At 71.3% G+C, this 24295-nt stretch carries 19 protein-coding genes, 1 tRNA gene and 4 pseudogenes; 14 read left to right on the top strand and 10 right to left on the bottom strand.

Annotation, left to right across the window (positions count from 1 at the left end):
• Window positions 1-96: 96 nt before the first annotated feature.
• A tRNA-Trp gene (locus ACFYO2_RS47750) sits at window positions 97-173 on the bottom strand.
• Window positions 164-501 (bottom strand): annotated as a pseudogene (locus tag ACFYO2_RS47745) (LexA family protein); the annotation flags it as partial. The pseudogene ACFYO2_RS47745 and the gene ACFYO2_RS47750, both read right to left, overlap by 10 nt.
• Before the next feature lie 397 nt (window positions 502-898).
• Between ACFYO2_RS47745 and ACFYO2_RS47740 the strand changes: the two are divergent.
• Window positions 899-1171: a hypothetical protein gene (locus ACFYO2_RS47740; protein WP_388363301.1), complete on the top strand. Its 273-nt coding sequence runs from the start codon at window positions 899-901 to the stop codon at window positions 1169-1171.
• A 78-nt stretch (window positions 1172-1249) separates the two neighbouring features.
• On the opposite strand, the gene ACFYO2_RS47735 is transcribed toward ACFYO2_RS47740, so the two are convergent.
• The gene (locus ACFYO2_RS47735) at window positions 1250-1756 is read right to left on the bottom strand and encodes a TetR/AcrR family transcriptional regulator (protein WP_388363298.1); all 507 of its coding nucleotides are present in this window, start codon (window positions 1754-1756) and stop codon (window positions 1250-1252) included.
• Between the two features lie 228 nt (window positions 1757-1984).
• Here ACFYO2_RS47735 and ACFYO2_RS47730 point away from each other — a divergent pair, with 228 nt between their 5' ends.
• Window positions 1985-2200, top strand: coding sequence for a hypothetical protein (locus ACFYO2_RS47730; protein WP_388363295.1), 216 nt, complete (start codon window positions 1985-1987; stop codon window positions 2198-2200).
• A gap of 533 nt (window positions 2201-2733) precedes the next feature.
• Here ACFYO2_RS47730 and ACFYO2_RS47725 read toward each other — a convergent pair.
• The 4 genes and pseudogenes from ACFYO2_RS47725 to ACFYO2_RS47710 all read right to left on the bottom strand — a co-directional run.
• Entirely contained in the window at window positions 2734-4011 is a 1278-nt protein-coding gene (locus tag ACFYO2_RS47725; RefSeq protein WP_388363292.1) for an SWIM zinc finger family protein, read from the bottom strand.
• On the bottom strand, window positions 4008-6944 hold the full coding sequence (locus ACFYO2_RS47720; protein ID WP_388363289.1) for a DEAD/DEAH box helicase: 2937 nt from the start codon (window positions 6942-6944) through the stop codon (window positions 4008-4010). The genes ACFYO2_RS47725 and ACFYO2_RS47720 overlap by 4 nt, the downstream gene beginning before the upstream one ends.
• The gene (locus ACFYO2_RS47715) at window positions 6941-9385 is read right to left on the bottom strand and encodes a plasmid pRiA4b ORF-3 family protein (protein WP_388363287.1); all 2445 of its coding nucleotides are present in this window, start codon (window positions 9383-9385) and stop codon (window positions 6941-6943) included. Before ACFYO2_RS47715 ends, ACFYO2_RS47720 begins: the two co-directional genes overlap by 4 nt.
• A gap of 449 nt (window positions 9386-9834) precedes the next feature.
• Window positions 9835-9984 (bottom strand): annotated as a pseudogene (locus tag ACFYO2_RS47710) (IS5/IS1182 family transposase); the annotation flags it as partial.
• On the opposite strand from ACFYO2_RS47710, the gene ACFYO2_RS47705 reads away from it, so the two are divergent.
• On the top strand, window positions 9968-10285 hold the full coding sequence (locus ACFYO2_RS47705; RefSeq protein ID WP_388363307.1) for a hypothetical protein: 318 nt from the start codon (window positions 9968-9970) through the stop codon (window positions 10283-10285). The pseudogene ACFYO2_RS47710 and the gene ACFYO2_RS47705 overlap by 17 nt on opposite strands.
• A 6-nt stretch (window positions 10286-10291) precedes the next feature.
• Window positions 10292-11092: a hypothetical protein gene (locus ACFYO2_RS47700; RefSeq protein WP_388363304.1), complete on the top strand. Its 801-nt coding sequence runs from the start codon at window positions 10292-10294 to the stop codon at window positions 11090-11092.
• A 72-nt stretch (window positions 11093-11164) separates the two neighbouring features.
• Here ACFYO2_RS47700 and ACFYO2_RS47695 read toward each other — a convergent pair whose 3' ends face one another.
• Entirely contained in the window at window positions 11165-11524 is a 360-nt protein-coding gene (locus ACFYO2_RS47695; protein ID WP_388363283.1) for a hypothetical protein, read from the bottom strand.
• A gap of 93 nt (window positions 11525-11617) precedes the next feature.
• On the opposite strand from ACFYO2_RS47695, the gene ACFYO2_RS47690 reads away from it, so the two are divergent.
• Window positions 11618-11917: an MBL fold metallo-hydrolase gene (locus tag ACFYO2_RS47690; RefSeq protein ID WP_388363281.1), complete on the top strand. Its 300-nt coding sequence runs from the start codon at window positions 11618-11620 to the stop codon at window positions 11915-11917.
• 291 nt (window positions 11918-12208) lie between these two features.
• On the opposite strand, the gene ACFYO2_RS47685 is transcribed toward ACFYO2_RS47690, so the two are convergent.
• Both ACFYO2_RS47685 and ACFYO2_RS47680 read right to left on the bottom strand, forming a co-directional pair.
• A complete protein-coding gene (locus tag ACFYO2_RS47685; protein WP_388363278.1) occupies window positions 12209-12787 on the bottom strand; it encodes a TetR/AcrR family transcriptional regulator in 579 nt (192 codons plus the stop codon).
• 62 nt (window positions 12788-12849) lie between these two features.
• A complete protein-coding gene (locus ACFYO2_RS47680) occupies window positions 12850-13500 on the bottom strand; it encodes a TetR family transcriptional regulator (RefSeq protein ID WP_388363276.1) in 651 nt (216 codons plus the stop codon).
• 95 nt (window positions 13501-13595) lie between these two features.
• Between ACFYO2_RS47680 and ACFYO2_RS47675 the strand changes: the two genes are divergently transcribed.
• The 9 genes and pseudogenes from ACFYO2_RS47675 (at window position 13596) to ACFYO2_RS47635 (ending at window position 23688) form a co-directional block, all read left to right on the top strand.
• The gene (locus ACFYO2_RS47675) at window positions 13596-14417 is read left to right on the top strand and encodes an SDR family NAD(P)-dependent oxidoreductase (RefSeq protein ID WP_388363273.1); all 822 of its coding nucleotides are present in this window, start codon (window positions 13596-13598) and stop codon (window positions 14415-14417) included.
• 402 nt (window positions 14418-14819) lie between these two features.
• On the top strand, window positions 14820-16079 hold the full coding sequence (locus ACFYO2_RS47670) for an MFS transporter (protein WP_388363270.1): 1260 nt from the start codon (window positions 14820-14822) through the stop codon (window positions 16077-16079).
• 287 nt (window positions 16080-16366) lie between these two features.
• Window positions 16367-17315 (top strand): annotated as a pseudogene (locus ACFYO2_RS47665) (SDR family NAD(P)-dependent oxidoreductase).
• Window positions 17316-17395: 80 nt separating this feature from the next.
• Window positions 17396-17776: pseudogene (locus tag ACFYO2_RS47660) on the top strand (MsnO8 family LLM class oxidoreductase); the annotation flags it as partial.
• 149 nt (window positions 17777-17925) lie between these two features.
• Entirely contained in the window at window positions 17926-18432 is a 507-nt protein-coding gene (locus ACFYO2_RS47655; RefSeq protein WP_388363267.1) for a hypothetical protein, read from the top strand.
• A 494-nt stretch (window positions 18433-18926) separates the two neighbouring features.
• Complete coding sequence (dctA, locus tag ACFYO2_RS47650) at window positions 18927-20351, top strand: C4-dicarboxylate transporter DctA (RefSeq protein WP_388363264.1); 1425 nt, start codon at window positions 18927-18929, stop codon at window positions 20349-20351.
• Complete coding sequence (locus ACFYO2_RS47645) at window positions 20351-21529, top strand: glycerate kinase (RefSeq protein ID WP_388363261.1); 1179 nt, start codon at window positions 20351-20353, stop codon at window positions 21527-21529. The genes dctA and ACFYO2_RS47645 overlap by 1 nt, the downstream gene beginning before the upstream one ends.
• A 40-nt stretch (window positions 21530-21569) precedes the next feature.
• Window positions 21570-22481: a LysR family transcriptional regulator gene (locus ACFYO2_RS47640; RefSeq protein ID WP_388363258.1), complete on the top strand. Its 912-nt coding sequence runs from the start codon at window positions 21570-21572 to the stop codon at window positions 22479-22481.
• 112 nt (window positions 22482-22593) lie between these two features.
• Window positions 22594-23688: a tartrate dehydrogenase gene (locus tag ACFYO2_RS47635; protein ID WP_388363255.1), complete on the top strand. Its 1095-nt coding sequence runs from the start codon at window positions 22594-22596 to the stop codon at window positions 23686-23688.
• Window positions 23689-24295: the final 607 nt, after the last annotated feature.

Below are 24295 nucleotides of genomic sequence, written 5' to 3'. Positions count from 1 at the left end.
ACACCGTATCGATGGTCATCACGTGGAAGGACCGGCAGCACAAGCCGAAGGGCCGACACCGCAAGGGGTGAAAACGAAGGGCCCCCTGAGATGCTGTGGCAGGGGCGGCAGGAGTCGAACCTGCGGCATCCGGTTTTGGAGACCGGCGCTCTGGCCATCTGAGCTACGCCCCTTTGGTGAGGACAGCTTGGCATGACCACCAGGTCCATCTCCAAGGGATTTCCGCCCGCTCAGAGAAGGCGCTGCCGAGAGTTTGCGCTTGGTCGCCGGGGATCGGCTGATAGGCGGGGTTGCGGGGCATCAGCCACACCTGACCGTCCTGTCGGCGCAGCACGTTTGACGGTGGCCTCGTCGTCCAGGAGCGCGGCGACGATGTCGCCCGTGGTCGGCGCTGTCCATCTTGCGTACGGTGACGATGTCGCCGTCGCAGATCGCCGCGTCGATCATGGAGTCGCCGGGTGCGGTCAGGGCGAACAGGTCGCCGTCACCCACGACCGGCAATTCTCTGTCAACTCCCAGATGTTGCTGGAGAGGCCCCGGGAGTTGGCCGGTCCGCCCATCACGGCCGAGCTGGGCGCTGCGGTCATGTTGACCCGCTCGCTGGCCGAACACCTGGGCGGCGCCGAGCGGCCGGGTGGCGCGGTCGTGGCCGTGGGCCTGGGCGATCATGCGCGTCAGCAGGGTGGTCTCGTGTGCCTTGTTGTGGTCCCCGTTGCACGGGTCGTTCGCCACGTGGGTGAGCAGGACGTCAGGATGGCGACGATCCGGTCGGTCGCCGACTCGTCGACGCGTAGCGGGAGTCCGTACTGCTCCCCGCATCCGCGGGGATGGCACCCAGCTCTACGAGGGCACCGAGGCGGAGCGCCGGCACTCATTCCTGCAAACGCGGTTCGAGGAGGTGGAGTGGCGGCCGAAGTACCACCGTCTGCTGGGCGGCGAGGCGTTCGGCCGACTGACCGTGCACTTCAAGCCCGGCGACACCGCGCATGCGGTGGAGCAACTTAACTGGATGCGGGCGCAGTTCTTCGCCAACGGCCCAGACGACCGCCCGGCGGCGCGAAAGGCTTCGGGCCGTGCCTCCGCGGCGTCGAAGTGGGCCGACCGCATCAGATACCTGGCAACGAGGTCGGCCGCACCCTTATCCGCGGTGGCGCGGGCGAGGCAGGAGTGAACGCGCTCTCCGCAATCGAGGTCAGGCGGGCGGGACTGTGGCCGGACGCGCCTGCGACATCGATCCCGCGGATGATGGTCAGCAGAAGGTACGCAAGGTCGTCGGGATCCTCGTCGGGGTCGATGTCGCCGCTGCGCTGCGCCGCTCGCACTCGGCCACCGACGTCGCGACCACGGAGAAGGTGGCGTGGGCTACGCGTGCCACCTCGGGGTCGGAGTTGCCGAGCTCCAGGGCCATGGCGGCAAAGCAGGCCGCGGCCGCCCGGTCGGGGGCGGGGGGTACGTCGTCGGCGAGTGGCACCCCGTCGACGGCGCCGAGCAAGAACACGCGCAGTCGTTCCAGGGCGCCCTCGTCCGGTCCGGCGAGCGCCTCCACCGCCGACTGCCCCAGCCGGGCGGAGTACCCGTCCATCGCCTGCAGCAGCACGCCGTGCTTGTCGTCGAACGCGGCGTAGAGGCTGCCGCGGCCCAGGCCGGTGGCGGCGCTGATGTCGTCGACGCTCGTGCCGTTGTAGCCCGTGGTGCGGAACTGCCGCTCGGCGGCATGGACGACGTGGTCGCGGTCGAAGCTTCGTGGTCTCGCCATACGTAGAAGGTAGGGCCGACCTGCCGTTCTTGAAGGCGCGCTGATCATGGGCGTCGGCGCAGCCCTGTTGGCGGTCCGAGTGGGGAACGATCCTAACTATGCCTTGGACTTCCTGCCCTGCTGGCTCATCGTCGGCGCGGGAGCGGGCCTGTCCCTGCCCACGATCCTGTCCAGCGCCACGGTGGACCTCGCACCGGAGGACTCCACGACCGGCAGCGCGATGTCAACATGTTCCAGCAGATCGGCTCCGTGATCGGCGTCAGCGTCCTGGTCGCCGTCCTCGGTGTCGCCTCCGGTGGGGCGACCCTCGAGGTGTTTCGCCACGGCTGGTGGGCCGCCGCCGGCATCTCCGGTCTCGGGATCATCGCGTGCCTCGGCCTCACGCCGCGGAAGAAGGCAGCGGCAGACCCGTCTGTCCCGATCGGCGCACCGGCCTGGGACTGACCGCTCCAAAGCAAACCGGAGGCGGGCTCCCCCCGGTGAACAGCCACCGTCGTGACCGTTCACCGGCACTGCCCCCGGCTTCAGATGGCCGTACTTGCTATGTGGTCCGGGCTTGCAGGACCGCGACGCCGTGAAGGCGCCTTGGAGGTTGCACTCATGACACAGGTGACACAGCGACCGCCGGTTGGCGAGGACTCCCCGACCAGGGGGTCCCGGGCAGTAAACCGTGTCCGTCATCGGACGGTTCAGGCAGGCGGACTGGAGGTTCCGATCCTTGAGGCCGGCAGCGGGCCGCTGGTCCTCTGCCTCCATGGGTTTCCCGATCATGCCGCCAGTTGGGTGGGCGTTCTCGACCGCCTTGCGCAGGAGGGGTATTGGGCGGTCGCGCCCGCACAGCGCGGATACTGGCCCGGTGGCGCGGCGCCCGACGGCTCCTATCGGGTGGCCTCGACCGGCCAGGATCTTCCGGGCGGAAACACCCGGAATGCTGAGAGTCGCTGAGACTCAAAGCAACGGTTCCATCGAGAGCCGCGTCAGCGCGGCGCGGCGGAGGTACGGGCCGCGACGAGAGCGGCGACGGGATCGTCCGTGGCGGGGGCACAGGGCCACCATCCGGGGGTGGTGCCGCTGCCTTCGCGGGTGTAGGGGTGCCATCGGTTGTCGGGGCCCAGGCGGATCTGGACGCCTTCGTCGTCGGCGGTGAGGCGGTTGCGCCAGGCCCGCAGCCGCACGGTGCGGGCGGTGTCGTCCGCACCGTCCGCGTTGTCGGGGTCGGAGAGGGTGGTGCGGGCGGCGGCCATCGCGGCGGGGTCCGGGGTGAGAGGCGCGCGGGCGACTGCGACGCCCGCGGGGCCGCCGTGGCGTCGGGCACGGACCAGGCGGGCGAAGTCGAGCGGAGGCAGCCCGGTGGCGCGTACGAGCCGGTGGAACCAGTCCTCGCCGACGCCGCTGGCTGCGAGGCGTACGGCGTCGTCGAGCGGGGCGGCGGTGAGTGGGGCGGTGTGCCCGGTGGCAAGGCCGCGGGCCCGCTGAGCGGTGTCGCAGGTGAGCGCTTCGAGGTCGTCGAGGGTGAAGGGGGCGCCGGGCGGAGGCGCGGTGGCGAGGGGGGAGGGGGCAGTCTCGGGTTCGCCGGGCGCGTTCTCGCCCGGCTCGGCGGCGGGCGGGGCGAAAACGCCGTCCCAGGAGGCGAACGCGTCGCGGGCGGGCACGCCCTGGCCCCAGGGCGTCGCGCCGCGTTCCGCAGCTGTGCCTGAAAGGGCCTGGCGGCGGGTACGCAGCGCGGTGAACACGGCGTCCTTGGTACGGCCGCGGAGCATGAAGAGCCAGAAGGGGTCGTCGTCGAGATGGGCGGCGGTGGCGTAGCACAGTGCGGCGGCGTGCTTGCAGGGGTAACCCCAGTCGGGGCAGGAGCACTCCGGGTCGAGTTCGCCCGGTTCGGGCAGCATGGGGACGCCGGCGGCGCGGGCGTCGTCGACGAGATCGGCGGGCATCTCGCCGTCGAGGAGGGCGGCGGTGCGGCCGGCCTGTGCGGCGATGGCGTCGAGCAGGGTGTCCCACTGAGCGTCGGTGAGGACGCGCAGGCGCACCGCGGCGTCGTACGGCCAGGGGGTGCTGCCCTCGACCTCGGCACGCAGCACGCCGGGCGCGGTGGTGACCGGGCCGACCATGCCCTTGCGGGCGTAGGTGCGGCCGCGGGAGAGGCGGCCGGCGTCGAGGGTGGAGGCTTCCAGGGCGTCCACCCAGGCCTGTCCCCACCAGGTGGCGGCGAAGGCGCGGCTGCCGGTACGGGGGGCTTTGCGGGCGGGAGTCATGCCTCGAACTCCTTGGAGAGCGCGACGAGTTCAGCGAGATCGGTGTCGGAGAGCTCGGTCAGGGCAGCCTCGCCGGAGGCGATGACCTGGTCCGCGAGGGCGCGCTTGGCACCGAGCAGGCCGGCGACCTTGTCCTCGACGGTGCCTTGCGTGGTGAGCCGGTGGACCTGGACCGGGCGGTCCTGGCCGATCCGGTAGGCGCGGTCGGTGGCCTGGTCCTCGACGGCCGGGTTCCACCACCGGTCGTAGTGGATCACGTGGGTGGCGCGGGTGAGGTTGAGGCCGGTCCCGGCAGCCTTCAGGGAGAGCAGGAAGACGGGGAACTCGCCCTCCTGGAAGGCGGCGACCATCTCCTCGCGCCGGGGGACGGGGGTGGCGCCGTGCAGGTAGCGGGCGCGGACGCCGCGGTCGGCGAAGTGCCGCTCCAGGAGCTTGCCCATCTGCGTGTACTGGGTGAAGACCAGGGCGCCCTCGTCCTCGGCGACCACCGTGTCGAGGAGTTCGTCGAGGAGTTCCAGCTTTCCCGAGCGGCGCGGCAGCGGGCCGGTCTCGCGCAGGTAGTGGGCTGGGTGGTTGCAGATCTGCTTGAGCGCGGTGAGGAGTTTGAGCACCAGGCCGCGGCGGGCGATGCCGTCCGACTTCTCGATGAAGGCCATGGTCTCGCGGACCTGCGCCTCGTACAGGGCGGCCTGCTCGCGGGTGAGGGTGACGGGGTGGTCGGTCTCCGTCTTGGCCGGCAGCTCGGGCGCGATGCCGGGATCGGACTTGCGGCGGCGCAGCAGGAACGGGCGGGTGAGCCGGGTGAGTTGCTCGGCCGCCCGCCGGGCCTGTTCGGCGGTCTCCTCATCGCCGTCCGCGCCCAGCGCGCCACGCTCGATGGCCTTCGCGAAGCGGTCGCGGAAGGCGGACAGGGGGCCGAGTAGACCGGGGGTGGTCCAGTCGAGCAGCGCCCACAGCTCCGAGAGGTTGTTCTCCACCGGGGTGCCAGTGAGCGCGACGCGGGCGCGGGCGGGCAGGGCGCGCAGCTCGCGGGCGGTGGCGGCGTACGGGTTCTTGACGTGCTGGGCCTCGTCGGCGGCGACCAGCGACCACTTGACGGCTGCCAGCCGCTCCCGGTCCCGGCGCAGCACCCCGTAAGTGACCAGGACGAGTTCGTCCCCGGCGAGGTGGTCGAGGGTGCGCTCGCCGCCGTGGTAGCGGCGTACCGGGAGGGCGGGGGCGAAGCGGGCCGCCTCGCGCTGCCAGTTGCCGAGCAGCGAGGCCGGGCAGGCCACGAGGGCGGGGCCCGCGGTGTCGGGCTGCTCCTGGCGGTGCAGGTGGAGGGCGAGCAGGGTGACGGTCTTGCCGAGGCCCATGTCGTCGGCGAGGATCCCGCCAAGCGTCAGGCGGGTCATGTCCGACAGCCAGGCCAGGCCGCGCTTCTGGTAGTCGCGCAGGGTGGCCGTCAGTCCCTGAGGCACGCGGACGGGGGCGCGGCCCTCGCCGGCACGCAGCCGGTCGACCAGCTCGCCGAAGGCACCGGCCGTCTCCACCACGACGCGCTCGCCGTCCCATTCCACCTCACCGGTCAGCGCTGCCTGGAGTGCCTCCAGCGGGGCGAGTTCGCGGCTGCGCTGCCGCTTGAGGCGGGCCACCAGCTTCGGGTCGGCGACCACCCACTGGTCGCGGAGCTTGACCAGCGGGCGGCGGGCCTCGGCGAGCAGGTCGAGTTCGTCCTCAGTGAGCTGCTCGCCGCCGAGCGCGACCTGCCAGGAAAAGTCGAGTAGGGCGTCCTTGCCCAGCAGGGTGTCCACGGTCGCACCGGGCGCGGTGGCCGCCCCGATCTCAGCCCGCAGGTCGAGGGCGTTGACCAGCCCGCGCGGCCAGTGCACGCGTACGCCCGCCGTGCGCAGTGCATCGGTGGCGTCCCCCAGCAGCTCCATGGCCTCCTCGTCGTCGAGCCTCAGCGCGCTCGGCGCGGCTTCGGCGAGCAGGCGGGTCAGGGGCTGCCAGGCGCGTGCGGCACGGCGCAGTGCCAGCAGCGCCTCAGCCTCGGCGTGCGGGCCGAGCAGCCGCTGCGCGCGGTGTGGGTCGGCCCACAGCTCGGCGGCGTCCAGGACCAGGGACGGGTCCGCCGCCGTCCGCAGCTGCAGCACCGCACGGAAGTCGCGGCGCCGACCGGCCGGAGGCTCGACTCGCAGCTCCACACCCACCTGTGCGGCCCGCTCGGCCGCGGCCTCGGCCGCCCACTCGGCCAGGCGCGGGTGCAGGGCGGTGGCGCGGTCGGCGTACGGGTTGCCGGGTACGGCCCAGCCGGCGGCCGGGGAGCGCGGCAGGGTGTCGGCGAGCGCGTCGCAGAACTCCCGTACCAGGGCGGCCGGTTCGGCGATCCGCACCATCCGGTCGTCCGCCGGGGGAACGGGCAGGTTGTGGGCGTACGGGGGCAGGGCAGCGGCCAGCGCATCCAGATCGTGCTTGCCCCGCGCGCCGGGTGGTCCGAAGCGCCAGGTGGTGTACGTGTCGGAGGTCAGCGCCGGATAGAGGCGCCCCTCACCGAGCAGCTGAAGGGCGCGGCGGGCGACGGCCGCCCACGCGGCGACCGACGGATGGACGCCGCCGTCCGGCAGGTCGAGCAGGAGGGCGAGGGCATCGCCGGTGGCGAGCGCCCACCCCTCGACAGTGCGAGTGCGCACTCCGCCACCGTGCGGCAGGACCAGCGGCAGGCGGACCCTCTCCACCGTCTCCGGCGCAGCGGCCTGAGCGGGCACGCGGGGGGCGTCGGCGACGGGCCGGTAGAGCACCAGACGGCCGAGCCGGGCCGGCTGCCCCGCCTCGGCCGGCGCGAACACGGCGGCCCAGCCGCCGACCGCGAGGTGCTCGCGCACCCAGCCGGCGGCAGCGGGGTCCGCGAGCGGTCCGGCCTCGGCGTCGATCTCCCTCACGAGCAGGCTCACTTGGTGCTCCTCGCGCTGCCCGTGCTCCCCGTAGTGCCCGCGCTCGCCGCGCCGCCTGAGCTGCCCGTACTCCCCGCCTTGAACGCGGCCTTCCGCAGCCGCTTGGCCAGGGCCTTGTCGACGAGCTTGACAGCGTCGGCCAGCGCGCCGAGTACCTCGCCGGCGTGCGGATGGCCGGCCCGCCACAGGTCGTCGGCGTGCTCGGCCACCTGATCGAGCGGACGCCTGCCGTCCTCGGGACCCGCCAGCAGCCTCTCGCGCAGCGCCTGTTCGCCGCCGCGTGCGAACGGCAGCGCGCCGTCCACCAGCATCCACTCCAGGCCCCATGCTTCCTCCCCCTCGGCAGGGTCGCCGATCCGGCGCAGCATCGAGGCCGCCGCGTGCGAACAGCCGGTGGCCTTCGACACCGCCGCCTTGCGCAGCACCCCCTTCGCCCGCCCGCCGCGGTCCGCCTCCAGTACGGCGGCCAGCACCCGCGGGGCCTGCAGGCGGCGCAGCGCGTCGGCCGGTCCCGTACCGTCGCAAGCGTCCACCACCTGCACCGCCGCGTCCGCCGCGGAGCGGGCCGCCAGCCAGCCCGCCACCTCCGCCGCCGCGTCCACCTGGGAGGGGTACGAGTCGAGCGCGTCCAGCAGTGTGCGGGCGTCAGCCTGGGCCAGCGAGCCGATCACCGGTGCCGGGACGCCCGCCGCCACCAGCAACGCACGCAGTCCGGAGCGACCCAGCGCCGTGAGCCGGAAGTAACCGAGGGACGGCGTGTCGTACCCACCGCCGCCCAGGCCGTCGAGCAGCAGGGTGAGAGCGGCGTCCGCCGCTGGGGGTACCTCCCCGGCCCTTTCAGGCTCTGGGGGAGGCTCGTGGCCTTCGCGTTCGGCGGCGCCGAACAGCTCCAGGGTCGCGGCGGTGTCGTCGCACTGCTCGGCAAGGAGCGCCCACACCAGCCGCCGGGCCTGGCCCTCGGGCAGCCCATCCATGCCGTCGGTGAGGAAGCCGACGACATCCAGCCACTCCCCGTCGGGCAGCCCGTACGCCGCGAGCAGCATCAGGAACACCAGCGGCGGGGCCTCGTCGGTCAGCTCCCGAAGCGGCGACAGCCCGCCCAGCGGTCCGTCCATCATGGGGAAGGTGAGGGAGAGTTCAACCGCCGCGCCCGCCACCGCCTCCTGCCAGGCAGCCAGCAGCGCCAAGTCGTCGTCCTCGTCCGGCAGTTCGCCGCCGGCCCGCGCACGATTGCCCTCCACCTCGACGAATCCGCAGTTCAGCGCCCATTCCCAGGGCAAATCCAGCGGCTCCATGTCGCCCGCGCTACGAACCTTCGCCAGCCGCGCGGCCCGCTCCTCGGCATCTCCCCATTCCCCGGGGTCGATGCGCCACAGCTCGGCCTCCTCCACGGCCTGCCGGGCGAGCTTCGGCCGCAGCAGCCCTTTCGGGGTCAGATCCCGCCCGCCGCCGCACCAGTGCCCGAGCCGCACGGCCGCCATGAAGGCGGGCACCTCGCGCGCCGCACGGGCCAGCTCCGCCTCGCCGGGCAACCGCACGGCCGGCAACCGCAGGCCCACGGCACCCAGGACATCGGACAGCGACGCCTCCTCATCCGGCCCGTCGTCCTCGGCGAGCTGCCCCACGTCGCCGGCCACCGGGTGCAGACCTCCGCACTCGCACCGGTACATCCCCGACGGAGCCTGGCGCCCGCCCGACGCCCCGCGCCTCTTCTGCCGCGTGCCCGCCCGCCCGTCTCCCGCCACCGCCCTTCTGCGGAAGCCCTTTGGGCCCTTCTTTCCCCGGCGCAGCCGCACCTGCGCGAGCCCCCCGGTGACCTCGGCGGCGTCGAAGGCAGCCGGGTCGAAGCCCTCCTCGTGCAGTCCGGCCAGCACCTCGTCGTGGAGGCCGTCGTACTCCACCCACTCCCCACCGCCGTGCCGGACGACCGTGGCGGTCGGGCGCTCCCCGTCCGCGTACCGGTCCAGCAGCCCGGCCAGCCCCCACACCCCGCCGAGGTCCTCGGCGGGGGGCATGGCCCGGCGCCCGCCCGCGCACACCGCGTGCTTCCCCTCGCCCTCGTCAGCGGGGCGCACCGCCTCCACGGTGATCAGGTGCAGCCAGTCGTCGCCGAAGTCATAGGTGTAGTCGATACGGTCGCCGGTGCGCGGCAGCACATCCGCGAGGACGGCCTCTTCCTCGTCGAAGACAGGGATGTCGAGGTCTCCCGGCGGCGCGTACCGCCCGCCCAGGCGGTCCTCGAAGGCGTGCAGATGCGTGTCGTCCCAGCCGAACGCCACCTGGATCACCTCGTGCAGCGACCCCAGCGTGACGTCCGAGGGCACCACCAGCCGCCGCCACACCGGCGGTTTCATCCCCTCCAGAGCGACCTTGAGCTGGTGAACGGAAGGGACGTGCTCCGCGGAGCTGCGCTGGGCGATCATGGCCTGAGGGCTTCCCACTGGTCGGAGGCGTATGCAGCGGGACACACCACGCATCCGCCGCCGTACGCCGAACGGCTGACCCGGCCATTTTTGCAGCCCTGAGCCATCCACCCAGCCGCTCAGCGAATTCTCGCCAGGATGTGAAACGGCGCTGAGCGCTCCGCTGGAAGTGCCGCGATGTGCCGTCGATCGGCTGCGGCATCATCGTGGCTGGTCGCGCCCCGCGGCGGTGCCGTAGATCGACACAGCCCCGCGTCCCTTTAGGGCGCTGCCGAACCGCAGCGGACTTCACCCGACCTGATGAGTAGGGCCGGACACAGTCCGGCCACCACCCGCAGGGGCCTCCGACGGCGTTGAGGGGTGCAATCCCGGCTGGTGGTCGGACCGGCTCCGACCGCCCGTTGGTCGGTCGCATTTGCGCCTCGGGCAGAAGATATGCACGACTATAAGACCGACCGGCAAATGAATCAGTTGAGGTGTCGGGTGGTGGGGCGGCCGTCCCATCGGTAGCGGCTCGTTGCTCGGCGGATCAGCATGCGGAGCGTGACGAGAGCGGCGGCGAGGTAGAGGTAGAGGTAGAAGTCCACGACGCTGCCGCTCTTGTCCGTGCAGCGCCGGTTCGGACTCGATGCCCTGCCGGTGGCCGTAGGGCGCATCGACGACGCCGCGACCGCTGCGGGCCGTGACCCGTCGGCGATCCGCAAGGTCTACAACATCTCCGGAACCATCCAGTCCGCCGCAGACGGCCCGTTCAGGGGGCCGGTTGCCCAGTGGAGCGAGACCATCGCCGAACTGGTGACGACGGTCGGCATGAACGGCTTCGTCATCTGGCCCGAGCGTGACCACGCGGAGCAGATCCGTGCCTTCGCCGCCGAAGTCGTCCCCGCCGTCCGCGAGACCCTGGGGCAGCTGGACTGATTCCGCCTGTGGGAGGCTACGGAACCCCCGCCGAGACTACCGGCCTCGTCGAAAGGTCATCTCCGGGCTGCTGGAGTCGAGTTGAAGGTGACCGGCAACGATGGCGGCTATCCCGTGTTCACCGTGGTATCGACCCGACTGCCCGGCAACCGGCGGCCGAAGGACATCATCTTCGCCTCGTTCACCAAGCCGGACATCCGCTTCCAGTCCTCAGTGGACAACGACATCGAGATCGTCGGAGGCAACCCGGACGACACTCTCGTCTATGACCGTGAGATCCCCATCGAGGGCCTGCGCTGGCGTGATCTGCATGCCTGGTGGCAGGACACCCGCGAGATCAGCAGTGACACCGAGGCCCGAGGGGACCTGTACCAACGCCTCCTCAAAAGCCTGCCGGACAACTCGGACGGCCAGAAGAATCTCTTCATCGCCTACCACCGGATCCTCGGGCCCTCGCCGGGGGATCCCGCTCTTCTGCCCGAGGTGTGGCTGCACTGGGACCATAGGACTGTTCAGGAGCGCGGCCCCGAGGCGCTGCTGCGCTCCCGCATGGATTTCCTGCTGCTGCCACATGGACAGCGTGTCGTCCTGGAGGTCGACGGATCCCAGCACTACACCCGCGACCGCGGCCGCACTCCGGATACAGGCAAGTACGCGGACATGGTCGCCGCTGACGGAGATCTCAAGCTCAGAGGATACGAGGTGTTCCGCTTTGGGCACGACGAACTCAAGCGTCTCGATGCCGCCCAGACCCTTCTGCGGTATTTCCTCCCGGACATGTTCCGCCGCTTCAAAGTAAGCAACTGACGCCGTCGGAGTCGGTGCAGGATGCTACGCACAGGCCAGCGCGCCAGTCCGACCGATACCCGCGAGGGCTCCTCAGACAAGAGGCAGCTGACCGAGCGGCCGGCCGCGATCGGCCTGCGCTTCCAGCAGATCATCCACGTCCGGCCCCCTCGTGAAGGCCGGGCCCTCCCAATACGCCGGGACCGCCACGGGTGTCAGGCTCACCTCGGTGCCGTGGACGCGCGCGGTGTCGAAGAGGGCCTGCAGCAGTTGCAGGCCAGCCAGGTCCAGCGCGCCGAGGCGGGCATGCCACGTCTGGGTCTCGGGGTAGTACGAGGCGACTCCGCGGAGCCTGTCGAGTTGCTCCTGCCATTGAGGATCGGCGGCGGGCGCTGTCCGAATGGTGACCTCCAAGACCCATGCGCTCTCAGGGGAGTTCGGTGAATTGGTCATGCTTAGGACGGTAGACGTCGCCACTGAAAACTCGCTATTGCCGATGCCGGCCTGATCACATGGGCCGAGCCGGACCAGCGCATCACGCCAGAGGTGGCACTCGTCCCCAGCCACGGTCACACGCCCGGCCATGTCTCGGTGCTCATCGAGTCCCAGGGAGAGAGCGCACTGGTCACCGGCGACCTCCTGCACTACGCGTGTCAGATCGCCCGTCCCGACTGGTATGCCGCCCTCGACAGCGACCAGGAGATGTCGCGGAAGACCAGGCAGGCACTGCTCGAGCGGGTCGCCGACACCCCGACCATTCTTCTCGGCACGCACTTCGGAACCCCGAGCGGCGGCCGCGTCGTGCGCGATGGCGCTACCTACCGGCTGATGCCGGTAGGCGGATAGAAAATACAGAAAGCCCCTCTTCCCGCCGTGCGGTACTCACTGCGGCCCGGGGAGCGTACGCCGTCAGCGGGTAGCCGGGTGATCGGCGGCCGGGCGCGGAGCGGGAGCGGATTCTCGCCGTTCGGCGGGCAGCACCCAAGTGCACTGGAATGTCACGCCCGGCCGGCGCTCTCCACCGCTCCAGGTGAGCTCCAGTGCCCCGGCAGGCAACGTTCACCGTGCCGCCCGGCACGCCCTCTCGCCGCTACCGAACGCCGCTCCTCGACGGCCGAACGCTGCCTGCCCGGGGCGCTAGGCGTGGATTCCCCGCAGGATGATGACGGCGTATTCCTTTGCCTGCGTAGCTCGCCCCAGGGAGTATTCCGGCAGGGCCATGGCGAGGCCGCGGAAGAGAACCAAGAGGTGGTCGACGGTGATCTCCGGACGGATCACGCCTTCGGATTTTCCGCGCTCGACAAGCTCCCCGAAGGCGGTGAGCGCGACGGTCAGTGCGTCTTTCACGCGCCCGGCGGGGGCCTTGGGGTCGAGGATCTCCGGCCGCGCGGCCACGCCGAAGGTGGGGGTGAGAATGACGTCCAGGAGGGCGTCCCAGACCGACTCGGAGTCAAGTTCCTGCCGGTAGCTGTCGGTTGCCCGCCCAAGGAACTCAACGGTCATCTCATCCACCAGGTCCTGGCGGGTGCCGAAGGTGTTGTAGACCGTTCCCTTGCTCACGCCGGCTTCGGCGGCGACATCGTCCATCGTCATGGCATTGCCACGCTGTTCGAAGACCAGCATCGCGGCTTCGCGGACCCTGCTCTCGTTGTCGATGGCGTCTCGCCGACTTCGCCTGACCCGTCCCGCCTCACCTTTGGTCTCGACAGCTCCCATGCAGCGATCTTACCGACCCCTCGTGAGGTGAGGGGAGGGCAAGGGCGGTCATCGACCGCCGGCTATTCGGTCAGTTCGCTCAGGGTGCCCATCGCCCGGTCCACGAGCACGGACAGGGGAGTCGCCCCGTCGTCGGCGGTCCAGGCGTCGGTGGCGGCGTTCAGGCAGGCGATCGCCGATGCCACGAGTGCCCGGGCGCGGAGGTCGTCGGCGGGATCCGATCCGTCGCCGAGCCGGCGGGAGATCTCCGGGACCAGCACGCTCTGCCAGCCCTGTGTCTTCTCCCACTGGTGGGTCATCAGGGCGCAGGCGTCGTTGAGCAGCCGCATCAGGCGCAGGGACTGCTCGGGGTCGCCGGGATCGGTCAGGGTGAGCACGTCGAATGCGCGGCGCAGGGAGTCCCAGGGCCGCTCGCCTTCAGGGCGGACGGCGAGCGCGGCGGCGACCTCGTGGCCGATCTCGCCCATCTTGCCGAGGACGACCTCCTCCTTGGTGCCGAAGTACCGGAAGAAGGTGGTGCGCGACAGTCCCGCCTCGGCGGCGATCTGCTCGACGGTCGTCTTGTCGAAGCCCTGCTCGGCGAAGAGCCGGAACGCGACCTCGCTGACCTCGGCGCGCATCGCGGCGCGCGTCCGCTCGCGCAGCGAGGTAGGAGCGGACCGGGCGGTCCGCGCGGTGTCGCGGGCGGATGAGGTCCTGGATGTCTCGGCCATGCCACGAGTGTACACAGATCCCAAGTGGTACTCCGTCCCATACTGGTTTACTGTTTCTCTCGTTGGCTTCGTACCACCTTCCTAGGGGCACTTCCATGAGCAAGATCTGGTTCATCACCGGTTCCTCCCGCGGCTTCGGCCGCCGGTTCGCCGAAGCGGCACTGTCGCGCGGAGACAAGGTCGCGGCGACCGCCCGCAACACCGATTCCCTGGCCGACCTGCTCGCCGCGCACGGCGACGCGATCCTGCCGCTGTCCCTGGACGTCACGGACAAGGCCGCCGTGAGCACGGCCGTGAAGCGGGCCCACGAGCACTTCGGGCGCCTGGACATCGTCGTCAACAACGCCGGCTACGGCCTGTTCGGCATGGTCGAGGAGCTCACCGAGGACAACGTCCGCGCCCAGTTCGACACGAACGTCTTCGGCACCCTGTGGGTCACCCAGGCCGTGCTGCCCTACCTGCGCGCCCAGGGCAGCGGCCGCATCATCAACGTGTCCAGCCTGCTCGGCCTGGCCGCCTTCCCCACCACGGGCGGCTACACCGCCGCTAAGGCGGCCGTCGAGGGACTCTCCGACTCCCTGGCCCAGGAGGTCGCCGGCTTCGGCATCAAGGTCACCGTCGTCGAACCCGGCCCCTTCGGCACCGAGTTCGGCACGTCCTCCGCCTGGTCCGAGCCGCTGTCCGCCTACGACGGCGTACGGGAGGCCGTCAACGCCGGCTTCGCCACCATGCCCAACCCCGACCCCGCCGGCGTCGGCCCCGCGCTGCTGAAGGTCGTCGACGCCGACAACCCCCCGCCGCGGGTCTTCTTCGGCACCCTCCCCCTCCAGGTCGTCCCGCAGGTCTACGCCGACCGGATCAAGGGCTGGCAGGAGTGGGCCGAACTGTCCGCCGAGGCCGAGGTCGGCCAGGGCTGAGCACCCCCGACGGCGGTACGGCGCGTGAGAGCCTCCCGCGCCCGGACCGCTCAACCCGCCGGGGCCGCCCGCGGTCGCGCAGCATCAACCAGCCGGCCGCGCCCCCCGCCCCGGGGCAGGGGGCGGCTGCGCCGGTTTCTCCTCACATCAGGTCACACCCGGACCTCGAGGTCCGCTGATCCCGTCGCGCTGGTGAACGCCCCAAGCCGACCACCAGCGCGGCGTCCAAGGAGTCGAGCATGACGTCCTCAGCAAGCTCTGCCCGGCCCCCGGTCGGACGGAGCCTGGCCATCCTCTCCCTCGCGGCCCTGGCGTTCTCGCTGATGCAGACCGCGGTGGTGCCCGCGATCGGCGACATGGCCTCGGCCCTGCACGCCGACGCCCAGGCCACGACATGGACTGGTGTCCGCGGCCGTCCTCACCCCGGTCCTCGGACGTCTCGGCGACCTGTACGGCAAGCGCCGCCTCGTGGTGATCTCCTTGGTGCTCTTCGCCGCCGGTGCGGTGCTCGCGGCGCTCGGCGCCAGTCTGGGCCTGGTGATCGCGGGCCGGGTGCTGCAAGGCGCCGGAGGCGGCGTCCTTCCCCTGTCCTTCGGCATCGTGCGTGACGAGTTCCCCGCCGCACGACGGCCCGGGGCGATAGGGCTGCTCTCCGCCATCCTCGGCGTCGGCGGCGGGATCGGGCTGCTGATGGGCGGCCTGCTCGTGGATCACGCGTCCTACCACTGGATCTTCTGGGCCGGGGCCGCGATGGCCGTGATCGCCGCCCTCGCGGCGCACCTGCTGCTGCCCGAGTCCCCGGTGCGTGTGCCGGAAAAGGTCGACCTGGTGGGCGCCGGGCTGCTGGCCGCAGGCGTCACCGCTCCGCTCATCGCCATCAGCCAGGGCCGGACCTGGGGCTGGACAAGCGGCCGTACGCTCGGGCTGATCGCCTTCGGCGTGGCGGTCCTGGCGGTTTTCGCATCGGTCGAACGGCGCAGGACCCAGCCGCTGGTGGACATCCCCCTGTTCGTCCGGCCGCCCGTGCTGGTGACCAACCTCGCCACGCTGCTGGTCGGCTTCGGCATGTTCGGCGCCCTCGTCCTCATCCCGCAACTGGCCCAGACCCCGGCTTCCTCCGGGTACGGCTTCGGAGTCGACGCGACCCGAGCGGGGCTGCTGATGCTGCCGGGCTGCCTGATCATGCTGGTGACCGGACCCGTTTCGGGAGCCCTCGCCCAGCGCTTCCACGCGAAGCTGCCCCTCGCACTCGGCGGCCTGGCCTCCGCCGCCGGACTGGTCATGCTCGCCGTACAGCACGGCTCACAGGCCGCCGTGCTGGGCTGGACCACGGTCCTGTTCACCGGCATCGGCCTGTCGTTCGCCGCCATCCCCAACCTCGTCGTCGACGCCGTACCGGCGACCAAGACCGGCGAGGCCACCGGCCTGAACGCACTCGTACGGTCGGTGGGCTCCTCACTCGGCACGCAGGTGGTGGCGGGCATCCTGGCCGGCAGCATCACCGCGGCCCGTCCGCTGCCCACGGACCACGCCTACACCATCGCCTTCCTGGCCGGCGCGGCCGGATCCCTGGTGGCGGCACTCGCCGCGTCCCTCGTGCCGCGGGTGCAGGCACGCGACACCGCTGACACCGCTCGCGTCGCAGCGAGGACCGCGGCATGAGACCGCGGGCCGGGCAGAGAACCGCGGGCCGGCCATCCCGCGCCATGAACGTGGCACGGACCCGCTTCGAACCCCCACAGCCAACGGCCAGGCCAAGCGCCGCAGGGCCGATGAGCAGGCACGTGAGAGCCCGCACACCTCACGCTGTGGGCCGTCGGCCCACCCGTGGCAACCGCGGCAGGCGCACGACTTCAGATCACGCCGCCCGGCAATGCGCACACCCCGCCCTCGCTCCCCCTGCGCATCCGCACACCCCTCCCGTCCCTGACGAAAGGCGAGTACTCCCCATGACCACCCGTATCACCACGCCCTTCACCGCCCACTCCTGCCGCCTTCGAGGTCATTGAAGGCGTCGACCTCACCGGCCGCCGCGCCGTCGTGACCGGCGGCGCCTCCGGCCTCGGCGTCGAGACGGCCCGCGCGCTCGCGGTCGCCGGGGCCGAGGTCACCCTCGCCGTCCGCGACGTCGCCGCCGGCGAGCGCACCGCGCAGGACATCACCACCGACACCGGCAACAAGCATGTCCACGTGGCCCGGCTCGACCTCACCGACCAGGCATCCGTCGCCGCCTTCACCACCGCGTGGGACGGCCCGCTGCACATCCTCGTCAACAACGCGGGCGTGATGGCCGCTCCCGAGACCCGCACCCCGGAGGGCTGGGAGCTGCAGTTCGCCACCAACCACCTGGGCCACTTCCGGCTTGCCACCGGGCTGCGCCCGGCGCTGGCGGCCGCGTCCGGCGCCCGGGTGGTGGTGGTCAGCTCCTCCGCTCACCTGAACTCGCCGGTCGTCTTCGAGGACATCCACTTCCGCGAGCGCGCCTACGATCCCTGGGCCGCGTACGGGCAGTCGAAGACCGCCAACGTCCTCTTCGCCGTCGAGGCCTACAAACGGTGGGCCGCCGACGGCATCCATGTCAACGCCCTGCATCCCGGCGGCATCCTCACCAACCTCTCCCGCCACATGGACCCCGAGGTGCTGGAGCGCAGGACAGCCGACCGCACGAAGCCCATGAAAACCCCCCAACAGGGCGCGGCCACCTCCGTACTGCTCGCCGCCTCCCCGCTCCTCGAAGGCGTCGGCGGCCGGTACTTCGAGGACTGCAACGAGGCCGAGACAGCGCAGGACACACAGCCCTACCAGGCCGGAAGCGTCAGCGGCGTGGCCTCCTACGCCCTCGACCCCGAAGCCGCCGCACGGCTGTGGGAGGTCAGTCTCGACGCGGTGCGACGCTGACGCGCTCGAACCGCGTCGTGCGCGATTGCTCGAACTGATTTCCCGCCGGCCATCACGCCGGCAGCAAGGACCGACAGACCATGAAGCTCTCCCTCGTCGAAGTGGCCGCCGTCACCCCCGGCACCGACAAGCCGCAGGCCCTCCAGGACGCCGTCGACGCCGCGCGGCAGGCGGAGGAACTCGGCTACCACCGCATCTGGTACGCCGAGCACCACAACACCGGCGGCCTGGCCTCCCAGGCACCGGAAATCCTCATCGCCCTGGCGGCCCACACCACCCGGCGCATCCGTGTCGGCTCCGGCGCAGTGCTGCTCAACCACTACAGCCCCTACAAGGTCGCCGAGACCTTCCTCCAGCTCGAAGCCCTCGCACCGGGCCGCATCGACCTCGGCCTCGGCCGGGCCACCGCGGGCCCGCTGGCCGACCTCGCCCTGCGCCGGGACCGCAACGCTTCGCCCGTCGACGACTTCGACCTCAGATCCAGGAGGTACTCGCCCACCTCCACCGGGACTTCCCCGCCGGCCACGCCTTCGCGCGCCTCGATGCGACCGCCGGCATTCCCACCCGACCCGAGGTGTGGATTCTCGGCTCCTCCGGCAGCAGCGCCCGGATGGCCGGAGAGCTCGGTCTCGGGTACGCCTTCGCCGGCTTCATCAATCCCGACGGAGCCGCCCCGGCTCTGCACGGCCACGACGCCTCCTTCAGACCCATCCCCAACAGACCAGCGAAACACCGCGCGATGCTGGCCGTCAGCGCCGTGGTGGCGGACACCGACAGCGAGGCGCAGCGGCTGAACTGGTCGAGGCGTGCCCTGCTCGCGCGCATGGCCCGCACCGGCACCGCTCCCCACGTACCGACCGTCGACGAGGCCGCGCGTGAACTCACCCAGGAGGAGAAGGACGCACCCACCGTCATCACGGACGGCTGCTGGCCGCGCCAGCTCGCCGGCAGCCCCGCCACCGTCCGGGACCAGATCGAGCAGATGACCAAGACCACCGGCGTCGAAGAAGTGATGGTCCAGGACGTCATCGCGGACCCCCTGGCCCGGGCGCACTCCCGCGCCCTGCTGGCCCAGGCCCTCGGTGTCGGCCCCGACCGGATGGCCGCTGTCTCCTGATCCGTTGATCCGCCCGCGCCCCCAGCGGGTCAAAAAACCGCCCGGCGCCAGTCGCCCTTGCGCCCAATACCCTTTCAGGCCGCCCGCGGACCCAAGGGAGAGGCACCCCCCTGGTACAACCGCTCGCATCGGCGTCACCGGCCTCCAAGTGGTGGGCCGCGGGTGCACCGTCGCCCCCACAACCGCGCCGCGAGCCGCACCTGTGCACGCGTGGAGGAATTTCGGCACGGAGAAAACCTTCAATCCCCGCAAGGATCGCCGCGGAGGTTGTCCCGCCGGCACGACATCCCGGCCCGCATCCTCACCGTGCGCGACGGTCAGCCGACCGAGGCCACGGGCTGCCCGCGACCGCGGTCGCCGCCACGGATACATAGGCCCCGCCTATACGGGGCATCGATTTTTGGTCGTGGACCCCCTCACCTGTGCCCGGTTCACTGTGGCGAAAGCTGGCGCGTACCGATCGGGCTCGGTACCGCGCGATCAGGGAGGCTGCAATGACGCATACCCCAGGCCACGGTCGAGCCGAACAGGCCGCGCGTATCGCGGCGAAGCCGTGGTACCGGCAGTTGTACGTCCAGGTGCTGGTGGCGATCGTGATCGGCATCGTGCTGGGCTGGAAGTGGCCGGATCTGGCCACCGACATGGAGCCGATCGGCACGACGTTCATCACCGCGATGAAGATGCTGATCGGCCCGATCGTCTTCCTGACGATCATCGGTGGCATCGCCGGCGTCGCGGACCTGAAGAAGGTCGGCCGCACCGGCATCAAGGCGCTGACCTACTTCCAGGTCGGCACGATCGTCGCCCTGCTGACGGGCCTGGTGGCGATCAACGTCTTCCGGCTCGGCGACGGCGTGCACGCCGACCCGTCGACCCTGAAGACGTCCGGGGACGCGAGCCAGTACATCGAGACGGGCGAGCACCAGCACTGGTGGGAGTTCCTCACGGGCATCGTGCCGAACAGCTTCTTCGGCCCGTTCGTCGAGGGGAACATCCTCCAGGTGATCTTCCTGGCCGTCGTCTTCGGCATCGCGATCAAGATGGTGGGGAAGCCGGGCGAGCCGATCATCGCGGCCGTAGGGCGGCTGACCGAGGTCGTCTTCAAGGTCCTGTCCTTCGTCATGAAGGCCGCCCCGCTGGGTGCCTTCGGCGCGATGTCGTACGCCATCGGGAAGTTCGGCCTGTCCACGCTGACCAGCCTCGGCTCGCTGATTGTCCTCTTCTACGTCACCTCGGCCCTGTTCGTCGTGGTCGTGCTCGGCGGGGTGCTCGCCCTGTACGTGCGGCTGAACATCTTCCAGCTCTTCCGCTACTTCAAGGAGGAGTTCTGGCTGATCCTGGGCACCTCGACCGCCGAGCCCGCGCTGCCCGGACTGATGCGCAAGCTGCAGCACATGGGCGCGGAGCGGTCCACGGTCGGGCTGGTCGTGCCGACCGGCTACAGCTTCAACCTCGACGGCGCGGCGATCTACCTCTCGCTGGCCACCCTCTACATCGCCCAGGCCACGGACACCTCCCTCTCCATCGGTCAGCAACTCGGCCTGCTGGCCGTCATGTTGCTGACCTCGAAGGGTGCGGCGGGGGTCGCGGGCGGCGGGTTCATCGCGCTCACCGCGACGCTGTCGACGGTCGGTTCCGTCCCGGCGGCAGGCATCATGCTCATCTTCGGCATCGACAAGTTCATGTCGGAGTGCCGGGCGCTGGTGAACTTCTTCGGCAACGCCGTCGCCACCCTGGTCGTCGCCAGGTGGGAGAACGGCCTGGATGTGGAGCGGGCCCGGGCGGTGCTGGCCGGAAAGGCGGGAGAGCCGCCACTGACCAACGAGGCCGAGACCGAAGCCGATGTCGAGGTCGGCCGTCCGGCCGTAGCGTCGCCCACCGGACCGTCCGCCGCGCAGACCGCCGAGGTGGCCCCCTGATGGCCGCCTCCGTGTCCTTGGCGCCCTGCGTCCTGATCGCCCCGGACAAGTTCAAGGGCTCCCTCACCGCCGACGAGGTCGCCCGCGCGCTGGAACGCGGGCTGCTGGAAGGCGCTCCGCACGCCCGGGTCAGCCGGCTCGCGCTGGCGGACGGGGGCGAGGGGAGTGTGGCCGCGGCCTGCGCGGGACAGTTCGGCGCCGAGAAGGTCACGGTGACCGGCCCCACCGGGCAGCCCGTCACGGCACCCGTCGCGGTGCGCGGCCGTACCGTCCTCATCGAAGCCGCGGCCGTCTGCGGATTGGGCGCCCTGCCCGGCGGTGTCAAGGCGCCGCTCACGGCCACCAGCCGTGGCATCGGCCAGGCCGTCCGGTACGCGCTGGCGGGCGGGGCCGACACCATCGTCCTGGCCCTCGGCGGGGTCGCCACCACCGATGGCGGTGCGGGCCTGCTGCAGTCCCTCGGCGCGGTGCCGGCCCGCGCGGACGGCACACCGATCGGGCCGGGCGGCCGAGGACTGGCCGACCTCCACACGATCGACCTGGCCGAAGCCCGCACCGCACTGGCTGGGGTGGACCTCGTCCTCGCCACCGACGTGGACAACCCGCTGCTCGGACCAACGGGCACGGCCGCCGTCTACGGGCCCCAAAAGGGCGCGACCGAGGACGACGTGCGGGAACTGGACGCGGCCCTCGGCACTTTCGTACGGCGGCTGGAGGCGGCCGGCGCCACGGACGCGGCCCGCCTCGCCCGAACCGCCGGGGCCGGAGCGGCAGGCGGGCTCGGATACGCCGGGATGCTGCTGGGCGGGCGGGTGTGCTCAGGCGCCGACTACTTCCTCACGCTGCTCGGCGCCGACGAGCTGCTCGCGGGCGCCGACTTCGTCGTCACCGGAGAGGGCAGCCTCGACGAGCAGACCCTGTCGGGCAAGCTCCCCATCGCCCTCGCACGGCGAGCCCGCCGGCAGGGCGTCGCGGCGCACGCCGTCGCCGGCCGCTGCACCCTGCCTCCCGAACGCACCGCCGCCCACTTCCGCTCCGTCCAGGCCCTGACGGATCTGACCGACCAGGATTGCGCGAACGACAGCGCGCTGTCCGCGCGGCTGCTCGCGCAGTGCGGACGCAACCTCGCCGACCGCTGGATCGGCGGGCGCACGGACGAAGCGGCCCGGTCGGTCTAAGTTGGCCCTGCCCCAGGACAGATCAACCGGCGGAGGCACCGTGGACGCCCGGCAGCTGGAGTACTTCCTGGCCATCGTCGAGCACGGCGGCTTCAGCAAGGCCGCCGCCGCACTCCACGTGGCCCAGCCCTCGCTGTCGCAGGCCATGGCGAACCTGGAGGCCGACCTCGGCGTGGCCCTCTTCCACCGAGTGGGGCGCGGTGTCGTCCTCAGCGAGGCGGGCACGGAACTGCTGGAGCCCAGCCGACGCGTCCTGCGGGATCTGGCCGCCGTACGCGACACCGCCGCCGCGCTCGCCGGGCTGCACGGCGGCACCGTCGAGGTCGCCACCATGCCCTCGCCCGGAATCGAGCCGCTGACCACCCTCATCCACCGGTTCGCCGAGCTGCACCCGGCCGTGACGGTCAGCACCCAGGCCGCGTTCACCCCCGACGAGGTCGTGCACCTGGTCCGCAGCGGGGCCTGCGAACTGGGCCTGCTGGGCTCGGCGAGCCCCGTCACCCCGTCAGGGCTGGACGTCCTGCACGTCGAGGACCAGCCCTTCGTGGTCGTCGCCGCACCCGGCGGAGCAATCGAGGACGACGTCACGATCCGGCCCGAGGACCTGGCCGGGCACAAGCTCATCGCCTCTCGCACCGGCAGCCTCATGCGCAGCATCGTCGACGACATCACCGCGGGCGGCACCGGCACGGAGATCGTGACAGTCGTCGACCACCGCACCTCGATCCTTCCGCTGGTCCTCACCGGGGTGGGCGTCGCCGTCCTGCCCTCCTCCTGGACCCGGCTGGCCCGCCGCTGCGGAGCCGTCGTCGCCCCCATCGAACCCACCGCCCATCTGCACGTGGCCATGGTCAGCCTGCCCGCGCACCTCACCCCCGCGGCCCGCGCCTTCCTCGCCCTCACCAGGTCGCTGGCCGACCGACGGGCACGGCACACCCGGTCCACCGACTGACGCGGAACCTATCGGGTGCGCCTATGGGTCGTATCGGAAGCAGGTCTTGGACGCGCCCGGTGAGCGGTGTGTTGACTCGAACCAACCCCACCACAGCGAGCCGGAGGCACCCGTGACCACCGCACCCCGCACGTTCCGCATCGCCGCCATCCCCGCCGACGGCGTGGGCAAGGAAGTCGTCGCCGCAGGACGCGCCGTCCTCGACGCCCTGGCCGAGGACTCCCGCGGCACCGACGCCGCATTCACCTTCGCCTGGGAGGAGTTGCCCTGGGGCTGCGAGTACTACGAGCGCACCGGCACGATGATCGACGACGACGGCCTGGACCGCCTCAAAGACTTCGACGCCATCTACTTCGGCGCCGTCGGCTGGCCCACCGTCCCCGACCACATCAGCCTCTGGGGCCTGCGCCTGAAGATCTGCCAGAACTTCGACCAGTGGGCCAACATCCGCCCCGTGCACTTCCTGCCCGGCGTCACCAGTCCCCTGCGCAAGGCCGACGACACCGAACTCGACTGGGTCGTCGTCCGCGAGAACAGCGAGGGCGAGTACGCCGGTCTCGGCGGCCGCAACCTCTCCGGCCGCGGACCGGGCGGCGAAGTCGCCGTCCAGTCGGCCCTGTTCACGGAGGTCGGCTGCGAACGCATCATGAGGTTCGCCTTCGATCTGGCCCGTACCCGGACGGTCAAGAAGGTCTCCTCCGTCACCAAGAGCAACGCCCAGCAGTACGGCATGGTCCTGTGGGACGACGTCTTCAAGCGGGTCGCACTCGACTACCCCGACGTGGAGACGGAGAGCGTCCTGGTCGACGCGATGTCCGCGAAGTTCGTGCTGAAGCCCGAGGACCTCTCCGTCGTCGTCGCATCCAACCTCAACGCCGACATCCTCTCCGACCTCGGCAGCGCCCTGGCCGGCAGTCTGGGCCTGGCCGCGAGTGCCAACCTCAACCCGGAGCGCCGCTTCCCCAGCATGTTCGAGCCCGTCCACGGCTCCGCCCCCGACATCGCCGGCCAGGGCCTGGCCAACCCGATCGGCGCGGTCGGCAGCGCCGCACTGATGCTGGAGCACTTCGGCCTCCCCGACCAGGCGGCCCGCCTCAACAAGGCCATCGAGGCCACCACCGCCGCCGGCATCCTCACCCGCGACGTCGGCGGCACCGCCACCACCGAGGACGTCACCAAGGCCCTCATCGACGCGCTGACCCGCTGACCGCGGACAAGCGCGGGATCCCCCTCGGGCCGCCGACGGGGATCCCCGGCGGCAAGAACGAGGCCGGCAGCCACGACGACGGCCACCCGGTCACTGATCTCGCGTGCCGTGTCCAGGGGACCCCCTGGGCGACCTCCATCTCCTTGCACTCATCGGTGGCCATGGCATGACGCGGGCGGCTCGGGAGACCGGCTCGGACCGGCTCCGCCCGGCGGCGCCAGGAGTGGGTGGGGTGGATGAGTACCGGGAAAAGCCAGGCTGCTGGGGGTCGAGGTCGATGCCGGCTGCCGGGCGGTACAGCCACTCAGCAGCAGATCGTAGGGCAGGCAGGTTGAACCTCGCGCTTTCACGAGGTGGGCTGTCCGGTAGGTGATCAGCTCTCTGAAGAGTGCCTCTGACCAGCAAGAATGAGGATTGCCGAGGTTCTGCTTCCTGCACCAGCTGGAGGCACTTCTCAGGTGAGTAGCTGGCATGACGCCCGGACTTGCACAGCCGCGCGAGCGGGCCGAGCCGTTACTGACTTCGGCTCGTCAGGGTGACGTTGGGTTGTCGAGGGTCAGGCCGGTGCCGGCTATGAAGCCGTCGAGGGTGTCGGGCCGGTACTGAA

This window comes from Streptomyces sp. NPDC006602 (assembly GCF_042870385.1).
Taxonomy (GTDB): domain Bacteria; phylum Actinomycetota; class Actinomycetes; order Streptomycetales; family Streptomycetaceae; genus Streptomyces.
Note: the sequence above shows the minus strand (reverse complement) of the source record. Positions and strands in the feature narration are given on the sequence as shown.

Bases quoted from the DNA above. Each gene is read 5' to 3' on its own strand.
- ACFYO2_RS47735 (WP_388363298.1), bottom strand. From the start codon at position 1,756: ATGGCGAGACCACGAAGCTTCGACCGCGACCACGTCGTCCATGCCGCC.
- ACFYO2_RS47655 (WP_388363267.1), top strand. From the start codon at position 17,926: ATGGCCGGAGAGCTCGGTCTCGGGTACGCCTTCGCCGGCTTCATCAAT.
- ACFYO2_RS47675 (WP_388363273.1), top strand. From the start codon at position 13,596: ATGAGCAAGATCTGGTTCATCACCGGTTCCTCCCGCGGCTTCGGCCGC.
- ACFYO2_RS47685 (WP_388363278.1), bottom strand. From the start codon at position 12,787: ATGGGAGCTGTCGAGACCAAAGGTGAGGCGGGACGGGTCAGGCGAAGT.
- ACFYO2_RS47680 (WP_388363276.1), bottom strand. From the start codon at position 13,500: ATGGCCGAGACATCCAGGACCTCATCCGCCCGCGACACCGCGCGGACC.
- ACFYO2_RS47695 (WP_388363283.1), bottom strand. From the start codon at position 11,524: ATGACCAATTCACCGAACTCCCCTGAGAGCGCATGGGTCTTGGAGGTC.
- ACFYO2_RS47730 (WP_388363295.1), top strand. From the start codon at position 1,985: ATGTTCCAGCAGATCGGCTCCGTGATCGGCGTCAGCGTCCTGGTCGCC.
- ACFYO2_RS47725 (WP_388363292.1), bottom strand. From the start codon at position 4,011: ATGACTCCCGCCCGCAAAGCCCCCCGTACCGGCAGCCGCGCCTTCGCC.
- ACFYO2_RS47645 (WP_388363261.1), top strand. From the start codon at position 20,351: ATGGCCGCCTCCGTGTCCTTGGCGCCCTGCGTCCTGATCGCCCCGGAC.
- dctA (WP_388363264.1), top strand. From the start codon at position 18,927: ATGACGCATACCCCAGGCCACGGTCGAGCCGAACAGGCCGCGCGTATC.